This window comes from Mycobacterium sp. 050128 (assembly GCF_036409155.1).
Taxonomy (GTDB): Bacteria; Actinomycetota; Actinomycetes; order Mycobacteriales; family Mycobacteriaceae; genus Mycobacterium.
Map to the genome: position 1 here is coordinate 449377 of NZ_JAZGLW010000003.1, position 15577 is coordinate 464953.

General features: G+C 63.8%; 16 protein-coding genes. 5 read left to right on the plus strand and 11 right to left on the minus strand.

The window, feature by feature from the left end:
- Positions 1 to 4 precede the first annotated feature (4 nt).
- Positions 5 to 2629 carry a sugar epimerase family protein gene (locus SKC41_RS22835; protein ID WP_330979936.1) on the plus strand — a complete coding sequence of 875 codons (2625 nt, stop codon included), beginning with the start codon at positions 5 to 7 and terminating at the stop codon, positions 2627 to 2629.
- Here the strand turns inward: SKC41_RS22835 and SKC41_RS22840 are convergent.
- The 10 genes from SKC41_RS22840 to SKC41_RS22885 form a co-directional block, all read right to left on the minus strand.
- The gene (locus tag SKC41_RS22840; RefSeq protein ID WP_330979937.1) at positions 2626 to 3852 is read right to left on the minus strand and encodes a cytochrome P450; all 1227 of its coding nucleotides are present in this window, start codon (positions 3850 to 3852) and stop codon (positions 2626 to 2628) included. The genes SKC41_RS22835 and SKC41_RS22840 overlap by 4 nt on opposite strands.
- Positions 3849 to 4511: a cytochrome P450 gene (locus tag SKC41_RS22845; protein WP_330979938.1), complete on the minus strand. Its 663-nt coding sequence runs from the start codon at positions 4509 to 4511 to the stop codon at positions 3849 to 3851. The genes SKC41_RS22840 and SKC41_RS22845 overlap by 4 nt, the downstream gene beginning before the upstream one ends.
- A 26-nt stretch (positions 4512 to 4537) precedes the next feature.
- Positions 4538 to 4960 carry a hypothetical protein gene (locus SKC41_RS22850; protein ID WP_330979939.1) on the minus strand — a complete coding sequence of 141 codons (423 nt, stop codon included), beginning with the start codon at positions 4958 to 4960 and terminating at the stop codon, positions 4538 to 4540.
- Complete coding sequence (locus SKC41_RS22855) at positions 4947 to 6020, minus strand: NAD(P)H-dependent amine dehydrogenase family protein (RefSeq protein WP_330979940.1); 1074 nt, start codon at positions 6018 to 6020, stop codon at positions 4947 to 4949. Before SKC41_RS22855 ends, SKC41_RS22850 begins: the two co-directional genes overlap by 14 nt.
- On the minus strand, positions 6017 to 6448 hold the full coding sequence (locus SKC41_RS22860) for a hypothetical protein (RefSeq protein ID WP_330979941.1): 432 nt from the start codon (positions 6446 to 6448) through the stop codon (positions 6017 to 6019). Before SKC41_RS22860 ends, SKC41_RS22855 begins: the two co-directional genes overlap by 4 nt.
- Before the next feature lie 20 nt (positions 6449 to 6468).
- Positions 6469 to 7188, minus strand: a complete 720-nt coding sequence (locus SKC41_RS22865; protein ID WP_330979942.1) for a hypothetical protein — start codon at positions 7186 to 7188, stop codon at positions 6469 to 6471.
- The gene (locus SKC41_RS22870; protein WP_330979943.1) at positions 7185 to 7313 is read right to left on the minus strand and encodes a hypothetical protein; all 129 of its coding nucleotides are present in this window, start codon (positions 7311 to 7313) and stop codon (positions 7185 to 7187) included. Before SKC41_RS22870 ends, SKC41_RS22865 begins: the two co-directional genes overlap by 4 nt.
- Positions 7314 to 7339: 26 nt before the next feature.
- Positions 7340 to 8131, minus strand: coding sequence for a CbbQ/NirQ/NorQ/GpvN family protein (locus tag SKC41_RS22875; RefSeq protein ID WP_330979944.1), 792 nt, complete (start codon positions 8129 to 8131; stop codon positions 7340 to 7342).
- Positions 8128 to 9657 (minus strand): nitric oxide reductase activation protein NorD, encoded by a 1530-nt coding sequence (locus SKC41_RS22880; RefSeq protein ID WP_330979945.1) that lies wholly within the window; start codon positions 9655 to 9657, stop codon positions 8128 to 8130. The genes SKC41_RS22875 and SKC41_RS22880 overlap by 4 nt, the downstream gene beginning before the upstream one ends.
- Before the next feature lie 203 nt (positions 9658 to 9860).
- Entirely contained in the window at positions 9861 to 10604 is a 744-nt protein-coding gene (locus tag SKC41_RS22885) for a hypothetical protein (protein WP_330979946.1), read from the minus strand.
- 299 nt (positions 10605 to 10903) lie between these two features.
- Between SKC41_RS22885 and SKC41_RS22890 the strand changes: the two genes are divergently transcribed.
- Positions 10904 to 12007 (plus strand): NAD(P)H-dependent amine dehydrogenase family protein, encoded by a 1104-nt coding sequence (locus tag SKC41_RS22890; protein WP_330979947.1) that lies wholly within the window; start codon positions 10904 to 10906, stop codon positions 12005 to 12007.
- A 4-nt stretch (positions 12008 to 12011) separates the two neighbouring features.
- Here the strand turns inward: SKC41_RS22890 and SKC41_RS22895 are convergent, their stop codons facing one another.
- Positions 12012 to 12611 (minus strand): TetR/AcrR family transcriptional regulator, encoded by a 600-nt coding sequence (locus SKC41_RS22895; protein WP_330979948.1) that lies wholly within the window; start codon positions 12609 to 12611, stop codon positions 12012 to 12014.
- 211 nt (positions 12612 to 12822) lie between these two features.
- Between SKC41_RS22895 and SKC41_RS22900 the strand changes: the two genes are divergently transcribed.
- From SKC41_RS22900 to SKC41_RS22910, 3 genes are read left to right on the plus strand one after another with little or no spacing between them, the layout of a single operon-like run.
- Positions 12823 to 13611, plus strand: a complete 789-nt coding sequence (locus SKC41_RS22900; RefSeq protein WP_330979949.1) for an SDR family NAD(P)-dependent oxidoreductase — start codon at positions 12823 to 12825, stop codon at positions 13609 to 13611.
- Between the two features lie 53 nt (positions 13612 to 13664).
- Positions 13665 to 14747, plus strand: coding sequence for an NAD(P)H-dependent amine dehydrogenase family protein (locus tag SKC41_RS22905; RefSeq protein ID WP_330979950.1), 1083 nt, complete (start codon positions 13665 to 13667; stop codon positions 14745 to 14747).
- 7 nt (positions 14748 to 14754) lie between these two features.
- A complete protein-coding gene (locus SKC41_RS22910; protein WP_330979951.1) occupies positions 14755 to 15573 on the plus strand; it encodes a mycofactocin-coupled SDR family oxidoreductase in 819 nt (272 codons plus the stop codon).
- The last annotated feature ends 4 nt before the right edge of the window (positions 15574 to 15577 follow it).

Below are 15577 nucleotides of genomic sequence, written 5' to 3' on the forward strand. Positions count from 1 at the left end.
GTCAGTGAGAATTGCGGTCACCGGGGCCAGCGGTGTGCTCGGCCGCGGTCTGTCTGCCCGGCTGCTGAGCCAGGGTCACGAGGTCGTAGGGATCGCGCGGCGCCGGCCGCAAAGCTGGTCGAGTGCGGCCGATTTCATCGAGGCAGACATCCGGGACGCGAGCGCGGTCAAACGTGGCATCGGGGGCGCGGACGTCGTCGCGCATCTCGCCTGGGCACGCTGCCCCGGACCCGACGAACGTCTCGGCCATGAGGTCAACGTCGGTGGCACGGCCAACGTCCTGGAAGCGATGGCCGAGACCGGTTCCAGGCGCCTTGTTTTCGCCTCGTCCGCGCATGTCTATGGCAGCGCTGACGGTCCGATCGGCGAGCAGCAGCCGATGGTTCCGGTGCTGGCCAACGGCGTGCATCAGGCCCGCGTCGAGGATCTGCTGGGCGCGTCGGGCGCCGAGTGGGTCGCGATCCGCTCGGCGCTGATCGTCGGGCGCAACGTCGACAATTGGGTGCGTGGGCTGCTGGCGTCGCCGGTGTTCCCCGACGGATCTGACGATCGCCGCATACAGGTCGTCCACCTCGACGACGCATTGCGCGTGTTCACCCGCGCCGTGGTGGACGCCGGTATTGCCAGCGGCCCAGTCAATCTCGCGGCCGTGGGTGAGCAGACGTTCCGTCAGATCGCTGCCGCGCTTGGTCGCCCGATCCTACGGCTGCGCGGACCGTTGCGGCCTTGGGGACGACGCGGCGAGCTGGAGCTGGTGCGCGGCGCCCCCCTGATGGATACCGCACGGTTGCGCGAGCAGTGGGGATTCGAGCCGACGTGGAACTGCGACGAATGTATCGAGGACTTCGCGGTGGCGGTGCGCGGCCGCATTGCGCTGGGTAACCGGGTCGTGTCGCTGCCGTGGCGGCTGGCCAACGTCGCGGACCTGCCTGCCGTCGATGCGGCTGCCGCGGATGGAGAGATCCCCAGATTGGCTGGCCCACCGGGAGATAACGGCGAGTTCGACACCCCGATCGATCCGCGCTTTCCTACCTTCCTGGCCACCAATTTGTCCGAGGCGCTGCCGGGCCCGTTTTCGCCCGCTTCGGCGTCGGCGACCGTCCGCGGGTTGCGCGCCGGCGGTGCCATCATTGCCGAGCGGCTACGTCCGGGCGGGATGGTCCAGCGCGAAATCGCCATGCGCACCGTCGCGGTGTTCGCCCATCGGTTGTACGGGGCGATTACGTCGGCACACTTCATGGCCGAAACCGTGCCGTTCGCCAAGCCGTCGATGATCGTGAGCAACAGCGGGTTCTTCGGCCCCAGCATGGCCTCGCTGCCCGTGTTCGGCGAGCAGCGCCCCGCCGAAATCGGCCGGGCCCGAAGGCTAGTGCGTAATGCTCGCAATATCGGGGTGTTCGGTGTCAATCTCGTGGGGCTGAGCTCCGGAGCATCCCGCGATACCGACGACTTCATCGCCGACGTCGACCGCCTGGAACGGCTGGCCGAAGATGTGACCCAGCTCGACGAACGCCGGCTGCTCAGCCTGATCGTGTTGGCCCGCGACGAGGTTGTGCACGGTTGGGTGCTGGCCTCGGCGTCGTTCATGCTGTGCGCCGCGTTCAATGTGTTGCTGCGCGGCCTGTGTGGCCGCGACACCTCTCCGGCCGCGGGGCCGGAACTGGTCAGTGCGCGATCGGTCGAAGCCATGCAACGGTTGGTCCTTGCGGCACAACGTGATCCGAATGTGGTTCGGCTGTTGGCCGAACCCGGGGAGCGGCTCGACAAGCTGGCCGTCGACGCGCCGCAATTCCACGCCGCGGTGCTGGCCGAGCTGGCGTTGATCGGTCACCGCGGCCCCGCAGAGCTCGAGATGCTGTCAACGAGCTATGCCGATGACCCCGAGTTGCTGATCCGAATGGTCGCCAGGGCAATGAGCGCGCCCGCGGCGCCCCAGCCGCAACACCCGCGAATTCCGCTGCGCGCCAAGCCGGTCGCGCGCCTGGCCGCACGCCAGCTCCGCGACCGCGAAGCCCGTCGCGACAAGGTGGTGCGCGCCAACTGGGTGCTGCGTTCGCTGCTGCGCGAGTACGGGCGCAGGATGGTCGACGCCGGGGTCTTCCACGCCGCCGACGACGTGTTCTACCTGCTGGTCGACGAACTCGACGCCCTGCCGGCCGACGTTGTGGACCTGGTGCAGCGCCGCCGGGCCGAATGGCGCCGCCTGGTTACCGTTGCTCCGCCAACGGTGTTCAGCGGGAGCTGGGAGCCGTCCACCACGTCGGCGCCGGCTCTTTCCAGTGGAGACACCTTGCGCGGCGTCGGCGTCTGCGGTGGACGGGTGCGCGGCCGGGTGCGCATCGTACGACCCGAAACGATCGACGACCTGCAACCCGGCGAGATTCTTGTCGCGGAGGTTACCGACGTCGGGTACACCGCGGCGTTCTGCTACGCCGCCGCCGTGGTGACAGAACTCGGCGGCCCGATGTCACACGCCGCCGTAGTAGCCCGCGAGTTCGGGTTCCCCTGTGTGGTCGATGTGCACGGGGCAACGAAGTCGTTGCCGCCGGGGGCGCTGATCGAGGTCGACGGCAGCACGGGAGAAATTAAGGTGATTGACGTAGCCGCGGAAGAAACACCGCCGAGCTAGTCGAATTCGAGGTCCAGATCAAGCGGCCCGCTGAGCCCCAGCATCGGTTTCCAGCGTGACGTTGCGACGCGACGGGCGTTGGGCATGCGCCGGGCGAGGATTTTCAGAGCTCCGGCAAGCTCAACGCGAGCGAGGTTCGCGCCGAGGCAGTAGTGCGCGCCGCCGCCGAAACTCAAAATGGGGGGCGGGTCGGCCCGGGTGATATCGAAGCGGTCCGGGTCGGGATAGATCTCTGGATCACAGTTGGCAGCATAGGTATTCACCGAAATGAAGGTGCCGGCCGGAAAGGTGTAACCCTCGAACGTGACGTCGTCGAGGACCGTGCGCAGCGTGGTGCACACCGCCGGCGAATGGCGCATGCATTCTTCGACGGCTCGCATCGCGAGATCGGGATCGTCGCTCAGCAACGCCAGCTGATCGGGATGATCGCACAGTGCATGCATGGACGCCGCCAGTTGATTGCGGGTGGTGTCGGTGCCCGCGCTCAGGATGCTGAACGCCAGCATGCGCATCTCGGAGTTGCTGAGTCGGTCCCCGCCATTCTGAGCGCGAATCAATTCGGAGATCAAATCGTCGGTCAACCGGCTACGCCGTTGCGCAATCATGTCGTCGATGTAGGCGTCGAATTCATCCCACGCCCGCATCACGATGTGCTGTTCCTCGAGTAGGTTGGAGTCGAACCGCACGATCTTGAAAATGTCCTCCGCCCACAGTGAAAACTGTTCCCAGTCCTGCGCGGGCGCGCCCAGCAACGCGCAGATGATCGGGATCGGGTAGGGCCGGGCGATGTCGGCGACGAAATCACACTCGCCGGCGTCGGCGACCTGATCGATCAACTCGTTGATCACCGTGTCGATGGTCTGCTCCATGCGCGCCGACGCCCGTGGCGTAAGAGCTTTGGACACCAGACTGCGCAGCCGCCGATGTTCCTCGCCGTCCATCCCCAGAATGGTGCTCAGCACCCGGTCGTAGAGCGGGCCGGACGTGATTCCGCGGGCCGTCATGTGCATGCCGGGCGGGAAGACGAAGCGGGGGTCACGAAGTATTCCGCGGGCGAGCTCGTAGCCGAGTACCTCGGGGCCTAACGGCCCGATCGCCATCGGTGCGTGCTTTCGTACCTCGTGAATCCGCGGCGCGACCTCGTGCACAGTGTCGGTGATGCCGTAGTGCAGTGTCGGGAGTCCCGCATCGAAGACGCTGGGTGCCGCGGTGTCGACGGTCATGATGACTCCGTCGCGAGAATCCGCAGCGGCAGTCGGGGCAGGGTGCACGTGGGGGATGGCCAGATAATCTCTGGTCGGTACCCGGGCGCGAGCTCGAAAGACGCTATGCGACGCAACCATTCGGTCACGACGACGTTCATTTCCATCCTGGCCAGATGTGAACCCACGCAACGATGGGGACCGCCGCCGAAACCCCAGTGCTTGTGCAGTCGCTCGCGGTCCTGCAGGGGCAGGCCGAATAGCGTCAGGAAGACCTGGGAGGGATACGGAGTCGCGAGGTCGGCCATCACTTCGCACTCGGCGCGTGCCGGGATCGCGTCGATGATGCCGATCGCCTGTGCCTGGATCGATGGGAGTATCGCGGCCAGTGCATGGGGACTGAAGAACGGCTGCAGGATCTTTCGGAACCGCGTGTGTTCCGGCGGATCGAACGCCGCCGGTACCAGCGGCAGCGGGCTGCCGACGACTTCGAACGCCTTCTGGGACGAGAACACATTCGGGTTGCGCAGCGCCGCGAGTACATCGTCGCGGCGGGTCAGCGCATACCAGCCGTCGCTCAATACCACCGGGCCGGCGTCCCGCAATGCGGCCCAGCCGGTGCCCCGGTCGACAGACATGGGCAAGTCGGCGAGGTCGAGCTCCGGAATGGTGTTGGTCATCTCGCCGGATCCTTTCGGTGTTGTGATCACGAAATGTTGGTTGCCAGGAACGTCAGTGGCAGGCCCAAAATCGACATGTCGTTTTCGTCGAGATAGGTGCCCTCGCCTTCCATGTGTTGCCGGAATCGTGTTGTCGCGCCATAGCGTTCGGCAACGGCTTGGGCGGATTCGGCTTCCGGCACACCGATGACGACGGTGAACACGCCGTCCCCGTGGCGTTTCAGGAAATCGTTCACCGAAATCGCCACCTCACCGGTCGATCCCGGGATCGGGCTGATCAACTCGATCCCGCGATTCCAATCGAGGTGGATGTCCAGGCCGAGTTCGGTCAGCGCCAGAGGCTCGAAGACGAATCCCAGGTCCGTGAACATTTGCGCCGTCTCTGCATGACGGTGCGGTGCCACGGCGAAGACCACGTGGTGCAGCGAAGGTTCTTCAGGCATTGGCATCTTCCCGTCGGTTGGCGTGCAAGACCCCGCGCGGAAGGAGCAGGGGCAGGTCGTTGTAGGTCGCGATGCCGGGTGGCGCGGCGACGACGGCAGGTATCGCGGTGATCGCCGGCACGGCGGTGATGGTCAAACCGAGCATGATGTAGTCGTCGATGGTTTCGCCGTGAAATTCCGCTGGGGGCTCGAAACTCAGGGTGCTCTTGATCGTGGGCCGGCCCTCCACCGTGACGGTGTAGCCGAAATTTGTCGACCACGCCGGTTCCAGGGATTGACCTTTGGTCCATACCCCGCGAACCTCGACCACCTCACGGGCACCGACAATTCCCTTCCACCGGACGTCGATGCCTGCGACGCAACGCTGTTTGATGACCCAATCACCGGGCAGCACCAAATCCTCAGTGGTGTGCGCGTATTCGGCTTCACACCGTACTTCGTCGAGTTGCACTCCAAGAGCATCGGCAATCAAGAACACCGCCTCGCGGAAGATGCCAGATCCCTTCTCGGTGATCGCGTGCAGATCGGGTTGGTCGATCGGATAGCCGAAACCCATCGGTATCTCTGTTGCCGGAGAGTTGTAGATGGTCGTGTCGAAGGACTCGACAATCGAGATTCGGTCCACCCGGTCGGAGATGCCGGCCGTGACGATCGCGAAGAGCTGGATGAACCCAGGGTTGATGCCGCTGCCGAAGATGGTCGAGCCGCCGCGCGTACACGCTTGCATGATCCGTTCCCGGTCACGGCCCAGTTGGTGCCCGGTGATGAACTCCGATGTGGTCACGACGTTGATCCCCGCTCCGAGGATGCGGGTCACTTCATCGACACTGGCGAACATCGGGTTGTAGACAACACAATCGGGCTTCAGACCCAGTAGTGCGTCGACGTCGTTGGTCGCGTGTACGCCCAGCGGTTCGATGCCGCAGAGCTCACCGACATCACGGCCGACCTTGTCGGGAGACCACGCGTAGCAGCCCACGAGTTCCAAGGTCGAATTCTCGGTGATCGCGTGGACCGACTTCTTGCCCACATTTCCTGTCGTCCACTGAACGACGCGGTACGTCAAGGGTGCGACCCCGTGTGCTGCTGGGCCGCCTGGCGAGCAAGCCTGTCGTTGTGAATCCTGACGAGTTCGCGGAATCCCAGCCGATGATACTTCGGGATCGGTTGGATGCCCCACACGTCCTGGGCGGTGGCTTTGCCTTCGGCGCCCTCCGGCGGTCCGAGCGGGGGATACGGGTACTTGCACTCCAAGGTGTCGTTCGAATAGCGAATCTTCAAGAGCTCACTACAGATTTCGGTGAGGCTCAGCGTCGGGTAGCCGTAGTAGACCGCCATGAACGGCAAGGTGAACGCGCCCTCGACCACCAGGGCCACCAGGCAAACCAAGACCGCACGCTTGATCCATTTGTGCATTCGTGCGTAGTACGGTGTCGTCCCCGGCTCGAGGCCGTCAGTCGGGTCCTTTTCCTCGGTGGAGGATGGTGCAGTCATGGCAGTGCTCCTAATCCTGTTCAGTCGGAGAAGATTTCGCGGTTAACCGTGTGTAGATAAGGGATCGCGAGGAAGGGGGTGATGTAGAAGATGTCGTAGAGCCACCAACCGACGACCGGGAACACCACGCCGGCGTAACGCACGTCGGCGAACATCGTCATGTTGAAGATGTAGGCCGACCAGATCACCACGCCCATCCAGCAGGTGACGACCATCCACTGATGACCCCAGCGCTTCATCTGTAGGAAGCCGATTGCCGCAGCCACCCGCATGGAGAACACCGTGAGGATCAGCCCTGCCACATAGGCTTTTTCGCCCGGTCCCGCCGCACCGCCGACCCAGAGTTCGTTGTAATGCCAGAAGTAGCCGGCGTCGAACATGTTGCCCCACCCGACCATCAGCACCCGATTGATCAGCGTGTGGTTGGCGACCAGGTCCAGCGACCAGCCCAGACTGTTGAGCATGCCGTCGATCAGCGTCAGATAGCCGATCAGCGTCACGATCATCGGGCGCACCGACAGACCGGCACGCAGGGCTTGGCGTTGCAGGAATACTCCCCGCATAAAAATCGGGAAGCCGATCAGGCCGGGAGCCCACATGCCCATCAGGGCGGCGCCGACGATCATCCACTTATCGGCTCGCCGCTGCGCATGCCGGGATTCGTCATAGTGCTCTTCAAGGCCGACGGAGTTGGCCGCCGATGCGCCTTCCGAATTGCGTTTGAGCAGTGGAAGGTTCACAGATCCCACCAACCCCGTGCAAACGACATGTAGAGCTGGATTCCGAACATCGCCAGCAGGTAGCCGTAGATGACTATCTGAAAGACGATGAGCGCTCTCTTACGCTTCTGCTCTTGGCGATCCATGCCGGTGCTCCTCTCCTGGGGCCCTGCTAGCTGCTCGAGGCGTTGGCCAGGTTGGCCGCAGCGACTTCACGTAAACCGTCGGTGATGGCGCCGTCGGTACTCAGCGGCGCGAGTATGCAAGCGTCGGCCGCGTCGAATTCCGTTGCGCCCGCGGCGATCAACTGAGCTGCCGTGACCAGCACTCGGGTCGACGGCGGCTCGAAGTGAAACGCTTCGTCGGCAGTGCGGATCGCGACCGCGCATCCGACCAGTCGTCGTGCGCTGGCCAACGGAATTCCGGATTCGGCGACGATCACGTCGGCCTCGCGGTCTGGCGGCAAATACTGCATCCCGAGAGTCACAAACCGCTGGCGGAACGACGGTTTCAGCTCCTTGAGTGAGCTGCGGTAGGCCGGGTTATACGAACACACCAGCATGAACGTTTCCGGCGCGGTGACGACCTCGCCGGATCGGTCCAGATACAGCGACCGCCGGTGATCGGTGAGCGAATGCAGGATGGCCAGCGAATCGTGGCGGGCCTCGACGACTTCGTCGAGGTAACAGATGGCGCCGGCTTTGACGGCCCGGGTCAGCGGCCCATCCGCCCAGATCACGTCGCCGCCGCTGACCATGAAGCGGCCGACGAGATCGGAGCTGGTGAGATCGTCGTGGCAACTGATCGTGACCACGGGCCGTTGCAACAGCACGCCCATGTGCTCGACCAGCCGGGTCTTGCCGCATCCGGTCGGACCGGTCAGCATCACCGGCAGTCGCTGGTGAAAGGCTTGCTCAAACAGCTGAACTTCGTTGCCGTTTGCGAAATAGTTGTCTGTGGTCATGCGGCGACCAATTCACGATGGACGTGAGCCAGCACTCGTGGAAGCTCCTCTACGCGTCGGATACGTTGCGAACGACGAGGCCCGAACACCTCAGGGAGGGGATCGACACGCGTCGGTCCAACTCCCACGTAATACATCGACACACCGGCGTCGTTGGCCTCTTCGACCGCGTGCGCGGCATCGGCCCAGGCATAACGGCCCTCATATCCTTCATCGGACATCAGACCGTCGCCGATGACGATCAACAGGCGTCGCTCCGACGGCTGGCTGAGCAGCCGGCTGGTCAGATGGCGAAGCGGCGCACCGAGTCTGGTGTATCCGCGGGTGGACAACCCCAGCCCGCTCGGCGGCACGAACCGGCGGTCTTCGAAATCCTTCAGACACCGCACCTCGACGCGATGGCGGGTGTTACCGGTGAAGACAAAGACGCCATGACGCTCTCGCGCCAGCGTCATGGCACGGGAAAGTGCGTCGGCGCAGGCCAATTCCAGCCGGAACACCCGACCGCCGTGTACCCCCAACGATGAGCTGCCATCCAGCAACAACGCCGTGGTGACGTCTCGGCCGCTCGGCAGCAAGTCGCGAAATACCCTCGGCTCCTTGGCCTCGCCGGTGGTCAGCTCGACGTAGTGATTGACGTATTGGTCGACGTCGAGGTCGGAGCCGTCCTCCAGTCGATTCGTCATCGCACGATGAGTGTGTTCTTCGAACCACTTACGCACATCGACGGCTACTGGCACCGGACGGCGGGCATGCCGGCCGTCGGCGTGTTCGACGACGGCGACATGATCGCGCATGAATCGCCGCGTCCACATGTTCCATTCGGGATAGGGAATGCCGGGCCGGTGTTCCGGCGTGACATCGAAGTCGTCGTCTTGTGGCCGGCTCGGCGGCGGTAGGTTGGGATTGCGGACGCCGCCATCGCCGCCGACGGGCACCGAGTACGGCCGGGGCAGTCGCTGTTGTGTGGTGGTCCAGGGCATCCTGCCAAAGCTGCGGCGTAATTTGTCGGTCAATCCCTGCGGCGTCGTGTAGGCCAGCGGCAGGTTGCCCAGCAACGGATGAACCGTCAACGCCTGTCCCGCGGCGGCCAATGCGATTGCCCGGTTGAGCATCTCCAAGGCGTTCAGGTCGGCGGCTTCGGTCTGGACATCCGGAAGCAGTCGTTGCACTTCGGGGAGCAGACCCGGCCACCGCCGCGCTACCCAGCCGATGGCGACGCCGGCTTCGACGAGCGTGAGTGCGCGCAGTTCGCGAGCGGACAGCTCATTCAGCCGATATTCGGTGATCCGCTCTTTTGATGGTGAACATTGCAGGGCCACACCGCAGGTCAGCGTTCGGCGAGTCCAATCGGACAGCGCAGGGTAGGGGACATGAACGAAGGTGAGCGCCGCGTTCAGACCGAAGCCACGGCGTTCGCCGGTGACGAGGCGAACGCCTTCGCGACGTTGTTCGCTGAGCGCGACCGCGGTCACCGCGCAACTGCGTTCCAGCGCCATCGCGCCGGCGTCGGAAGCTTCAGCCATTGGCCGATTCCCGTGCGTTGCGGCTGCCCAGGTTGTCGCTCAGAACGTGCCGATGTTGGAGAAGAGCCAGTACCAGAACCAGATGATCAGGCCGGTGCCGCCCCACGCCGCGACGTAACGAAGGATTTCCCACACATAACCCACGATGTGACCTCCTGGGATGTCGAAACAGGTTCTGATGCAAAGGAATCGGGTGTGGCATGTCAGTCCGAAAAGAGTTCACGGTTGACGGTGTGCAGATAGGGGATGGCGAGGAACGGGGTGATGTAGAAGATGTCGTAGAGCCACCAGCCGACGACCGGCAGCACGACGCCGGCAAAGCGCACGTCGGCGAACATCGTCATGTTGAACACGTAGGTGATCCAGATGACCACGCCCATCCAGCAGGTGACGACCATCCATTGGTGGCCCCAGCGCTTCATCTGCAGTAAGCCGATCGCGGCGGCAATGCGCATGGTGAAGACGGTCAGGATGAGACCGACTTCCATGGCCTTTTCACCCGGGCCGGCGGCGCCGCCGACCCATAGCTCGTTGTAGTGCCAGAAGTAACCGGCATCGAACATGTTGCCCCACCCGTTGAGCAGCACGCGGGCCAGAATTGTGTGGTTTGCCACCAGGTCAAGCGCCCATCCGACGGTGTTGATCGCGGCGTCGATAATGACGAGATAGCCGAGCAGCGTGACCAGCATCGGCCGAACGGACAGGCCATCTCGGTCGGCCCGGCGCAGCAGCCGCACTCCCCACAGGAACAGTGGTAAGCCGAAGACACCGAGGGCCGCGGTGCCGATCAGCAAGCTGCCGGAGACAAGCCACTTATCGGCCTGCCGCTGCGCGAGTTGTGAGCGCTCCAGGTGCTCGTCGATGGTCAGACTCGACTGCGCAGCGCCGTTCGACCCGGTCCCCGCGCCCGTGCCGTCACCGCGCCGCTGTAGCTTCGGCAGACTCAAGAGCCCTCCCCGTCATCGGCCTGATTGGATCGGCCCGTGCACTATAACAGGCTGACTATAGTCAGCGTAAGTCCGCAACATCAGCACCCGAACGGCCGTCTTCATCCGACCCCGGTACCACCGCTTTACGTTGGTATTACCTGGCAAAGCGGCCCGATTCGCACGCCTTCCCGTCAGGCAAGCCACCGGTCCAGCGGCACGTTACTGACAAAAGTCAGCTGTGAATCGTTGACACATCCTTCGCGGCGCGCCTACGCTCAGCGAGCACTCAGCCGTTTCGGCCACGCAAAGGAGCTGCCATGACGCCCGCGCCGCCGGCCGAGAAGAAGTATCGCGTAATCCAGTGGGGCGTCGGCAATGTCGGGACAATCGCGCTCCGTCACTTTGCGCACAACCCGGCCTACGAACTGGTCGGAGTGCTGTGCAATCGGCCGGAAAAGGTGGGCAAGGACGCCGGTGAACTCTGCGGCAAGGCGCCCACCGGCGTACGTGCGACCAACGACAAGGCCGTCATCGAAGCACTGGATGCCGATTGCGTGTTCTATGCACCGTTGTGGTCCGATCCCGACGAGGTGTGCCGGCTGCTGCGCAGCGGCAAAAACGTCGTCGCGTCGGGTGGTGCATGGTGGTATCGAACCGAGCACAGTCAGGCGGACATCGACAAGATCGATGCCGCGTGCCACGAGGGCGGCACCTCGTTTCATGCGGGCGGTGTCAATCCGGGTTTTGCCGGAGATCTACTCGTCCTGACACTGGCCCGAATAGTCAGCCAGATCGACACAATTCACATCTACGAGGTGGTGAATTTCGGACGAGACACCCTGAAGTACCTGTTCGAGATGGGAATGGGGAGCGATCCGGCCGGGTTCGAGGACGGGCCGAATCTGTTGGGGCAGGCTTGGCCACTGTTCGCGCAGTCGATGGCAATGGTTGTGGAGGGAATGGGCAAGACGGTCGAGAAGTACACGACTGAGGTGGAGCTGGGGTCCGCCACGCGCGATATCCCCTTCGAAGGAGGGGAGACCAGCGACATGCCGGGCTTCACGGGCGTGATCAAGAAGGGCACCGTCGCTCGCCAGCATCACAAGTGGACGGCGTGGGTGGATGGTAGGCCGCTGGTCGTCTTTCACGAGATCTACACGATGGATACCTTCGATGCCATTGAACCGCACGAGGATTGGCCTCAGCACTACCACTACCGCATAGTGATTGAGGGAGATTCATCCACCGAGCTGATTCTGCAGGGGGCGCACGACCCGAACGGTGGCTACGCGCTGCCCGGCTACACCTGGACCGCGATGGGGCCCGCGAACGCCATTCCCGCGGTCTGCGACGCTCCGCCGGGGTTCATGTCTCACAACGAACTCGGCCTGATGCCGCTGCGCGGCGTCATACGGCCTTAGCGCGTCAGAGGCTCAGGCTCCGCAACGTCCTTGCGACGTAGTCTTCCAGCAGGGCGTGCCCGGTCGGCCAGTGGTTCGTGGTGATCAAGAGGGCGTAGAGACCAAGCAAGAAGAACACCGCACTGTTCATGGGGTTGGCTTCCGGATCCGTTTCACCGCGTTCTTGGGCAAGCGCGATTTCCTGGGCGACCAGCACGATCAAGGGGTGATCCCTGCCGTCTTCGGTCTGCGGGCGAGTTTGCGAGAAGTGCAGTGCCAGAAAGTCATTGAAGAGCAGATCGCCGAGTCGGCGTTCCAGCCCGACCACCAGGCGAACCGCCTCGTTCAGAGCGGAACCAAGATCGTGCTTGGACTTCAAGAATTGCGCGAACTGCTTGGCAATGCGGTCCTCTTCGCGACGCTCCAGCTCCAGCAGGACATGCTCTTTGGTGGGGAAGTGGAAGAAGAAGGTACCGTGGGCAACTCCGGCAGCGGCCACGATCGCACTGACGTCGGCTTCGGCCATGCCGGCGCGAGCGAACTCCGCAATCGAGGCGCCCATCAAGCGCTCTCGCGTCTGCAAGCGCTTGGCTTCTCGTGCAGACACTCGATCCGTCACAGCCATTTCTTTCCTTACGGTTGACCTGACTCATGCGAGAGCATCGAGGCTAACCAGACCATTATGCCGTGTCCTCACCAAAAAGGCTTGCATGACTTGGTCATTGTGGGTGCATGCTCGCCGCTTCCGATCGCCGTCCTGGCTGTTCATTGACTTTAGTCAGCAAGCTTCATAGATTGAACGACGCGGACGTCCCACACGATCAAAGGAGCTCGGCATGGCGTTGGAGCAGTTCCGGCTGGACGGGCAGGTCGCGATCGTCACGGGCGCCGGGAAGGGTGTCGGGGCCGGCATCGCCCGGGTCTTGGCAGAGGCGGGTGCGACGGTCGTCGGCACCGCCCGCACCGAGGCGGATATCGTTGGCACGATTGCGGGTATCGAGAACAGCGGGGGCAAGGGGCTGGCGCTCGTCGCGGACGCGATCAGTCGTCCCGACGGAGAGCGGGTCGTGAATACGGCCATGGAGCGGTTCGGCCGCATTGACATTCTGGTCAACAACGTCGGCGGATCCACCTATGCGCGGTTCCTGGACATCACCGACGAAGACTTCCGGCACACCTTCGACTGGTGCGTGACATCGGCTTTCATCATGAGTCAGCTCGCGGCCCCACACATGCTCAGCGCCGGACACGGTTCCATCATCAACATCTCGTCGGGCTCGGCCCGCTTCGGCATCCGGGCGCTGACCGCCTATTGCGTCGCGAAGGGCGGCCTCGAAGCGCTCACCCGCGCGATGGCGCAGGAACTCGCCCCGAAGATTCGCGTCAACGCCATCGCGCTGGGTTCCTTTGCCACCGACGGCCTGAAGGGCAGCCTGGACCTGATGCCCGGGTCGCTGGAGAAGATGCAGGAGGCCACGCCGCTGCATCGCCTAGGCGATGTCGAGGATCTCGGAAGGCTGGCGGTGTATCTGTCCACGCGCGATTGCTACGCCACCAACGCCACCTTCCACGTCGACGGTGGCATCGACTCGAACAATTCCCCGCTGCCGATACCGGATTACTAGGTCCGCTCCACCGAAAGCGATACAGTATCGTCCACGGGAAGAGTGAGGTAGCGATGCGCAGAGTCATACAGTTCTCCACCGGCAATGTCGGCCGGCATTCATTGCGGGCGATCATCGGCCGGCCGGACCTGGACCTTATCGGCGTGCATGCCGCCAGTCCCGACAAGATCGGCAAGGACGCCGCGCAGCTGTGCGGACTCGGCGCACCGACGGGCATCGTCGCCACCGACGACATCGACGCCCTGGTGAACCTCGGTGCCGATTGCGTGGTGTACACGTCGCAGGGTGAGACCCGGCCGATGGAAGCGATCGAGCAGATGTCCAAGTTCCTCGCCGCGGGCACCAACGTCGTCGGCACGTCGATGGTCTGGCTGGTCACGCCGCACCACGCCGAAGACTGGCTGCGCGAGCCGCTCCAAAAAGCGTGCCAGACCGGCAACTCCTCGCTCTACGTCAACGGCATCGACCCCGGCTTCTCCGGCGATACCCTCGTGCACGCGGCGGTCAGCCTCACCACTCGGGTGGAATCGATTACCGTGCAGGAGATCTTCGACTACGGAAATTACGATGATGCCGAGTTCACCGGTGCCGCAATGGGTTTCGGGACGACTGAAGACGACGATTCGCCGATGATGTTTCTGCCCGGGGTGATCGTGTCGATGTGGGGCGGTCAGCTCCGCAGTCTGGCGGACAACCTGGACATCAAGCTCGACGAGGTGCGTCAGCGCGTCGAACCCTGGTACACGCCAAAACGAATCGAATGCACCATGATGACGGTGGAGCCGGGGCAGATGGGTGCGGTGCGCTTTGCGACCGAGGGGGTGTGCGACGGCAAGCCGGTGATCACCCTCGAGCACGTCACCAGGCTCACCACCGCCGCGGCGCCGGACTGGGAGTTCCCGCCCGAGGGCCACACCGGCGTGCACCGCGTCGTCGTGGAGGGTGAGCCACGGGTCGAGATCAACACGCATGTATCACACCCGGTGCTGGATTCCACTGACGCGGGGTGTATCTCGACGGCGGGTCGCGCTGTCAATGCGATCGAGTGGGTGTGTCGCGCACCGCAGGGACTTGTTGCGGTGGAAGACATTCCGCTGTCGGCAACGATGCGCGGCGCAATGTGGAGCGAGCACTAACCGAAGTATGACGACTTCACCAGCCCGACGCGTTGCCGGTAAACGCATTCTGATCACCGGTGCGGCCCGCGGCATGGGCCGGGGCCATGCGTTGCGGCTTGCCGAGGAGGGCGCGGATCTCATCCTGGTCGATATCTGCCAGTCCTTGCCGCAGATTGAGTATCCCTTGGCCACGGAGGAGGACCTGGCCGAGACGGTAAGACTGGTAGAAGATTTCGGCCGCCGCTGCGTGAGTTGTGTGGTCGATGTTCGCGACGAGGCGCATTTGCGCTCGGCCGTCGATCGCGGAGTGAGCGAACTCGGAGGACTCGACGGTGCGGTGGCCAACGCGGGCGTCTTGACGGTCGCGGCCTGGGACCGGACGACGGCTGATCAGTGGCGCACGGTGGTCGACGTCAATCTCATCGGGGTCTGGAACACTTGCGCGGCCGCGATACCGCACTTGCTCGAGCAGGGCGGCGGCAGTGTGGTCACTGTCAGCTCCGCCGGCGCGATCAAAGGCTTTCCGCTGCAGACGCCATACACCTCGGCCAAGTACGGTGTCGTCGGCATGACACTGGCCCTGGCCAACGAACTGGCGGCACGGAACGTGCGAGTCAACACCGTGCTTCCCACCGGAGTCCCGACCGGGATGGTTCCGCCGTCGTTCGGACCGCTGCTCGGCGAGCAGCGGTCCGACCTGATTCCCATCTTCATCAACGCAATGCCCACGCCGGCTGTGGAGCCCGCCGACGTCAGCAACGCGGTGCTGTTCTTGCTCTCCGACGAATCTCGATACGTGACCGGGCTCCAATTCAAGGTCGACGCCGGGGTAACGATCAACTAAACCG

Bases quoted from the DNA above. Each gene is read 5' to 3' on its own strand.
- SKC41_RS22840 (WP_330979937.1), bottom strand. From the start codon at position 3,852: ATGACCGTCGACACCGCGGCACCCAGCGTCTTCGATGCGGGACTCCCG.
- SKC41_RS22845 (WP_330979938.1), bottom strand. From the start codon at position 4,511: ATGACCAACACCATTCCGGAGCTCGACCTCGCCGACTTGCCCATGTCT.
- SKC41_RS22850 (WP_330979939.1), bottom strand. From the start codon at position 4,960: ATGCCAATGCCTGAAGAACCTTCGCTGCACCACGTGGTCTTCGCCGTG.
- SKC41_RS22860 (WP_330979941.1), bottom strand. From the start codon at position 6,448: ATGACTGCACCATCCTCCACCGAGGAAAAGGACCCGACTGACGGCCTC.
- SKC41_RS22870 (WP_330979943.1), bottom strand. From the start codon at position 7,313: ATGGATCGCCAAGAGCAGAAGCGTAAGAGAGCGCTCATCGTCTTTCAG.
- SKC41_RS22875 (WP_330979944.1), bottom strand. From the start codon at position 8,131: ATGACCACAGACAACTATTTCGCAAACGGCAACGAAGTTCAGCTGTTT.
- SKC41_RS22880 (WP_330979945.1), bottom strand. From the start codon at position 9,657: ATGGCTGAAGCTTCCGACGCCGGCGCGATGGCGCTGGAACGCAGTTGC.
- SKC41_RS22890 (WP_330979947.1), top strand. From the start codon at position 10,904: ATGACGCCCGCGCCGCCGGCCGAGAAGAAGTATCGCGTAATCCAGTGG.
- SKC41_RS22895 (WP_330979948.1), bottom strand. From the start codon at position 12,611: ATGGCTGTGACGGATCGAGTGTCTGCACGAGAAGCCAAGCGCTTGCAG.
- SKC41_RS22900 (WP_330979949.1), top strand. From the start codon at position 12,823: ATGGCGTTGGAGCAGTTCCGGCTGGACGGGCAGGTCGCGATCGTCACG.
- SKC41_RS22905 (WP_330979950.1), top strand. From the start codon at position 13,665: ATGCGCAGAGTCATACAGTTCTCCACCGGCAATGTCGGCCGGCATTCA.
- SKC41_RS22910 (WP_330979951.1), top strand. From the start codon at position 14,755: ATGACGACTTCACCAGCCCGACGCGTTGCCGGTAAACGCATTCTGATC.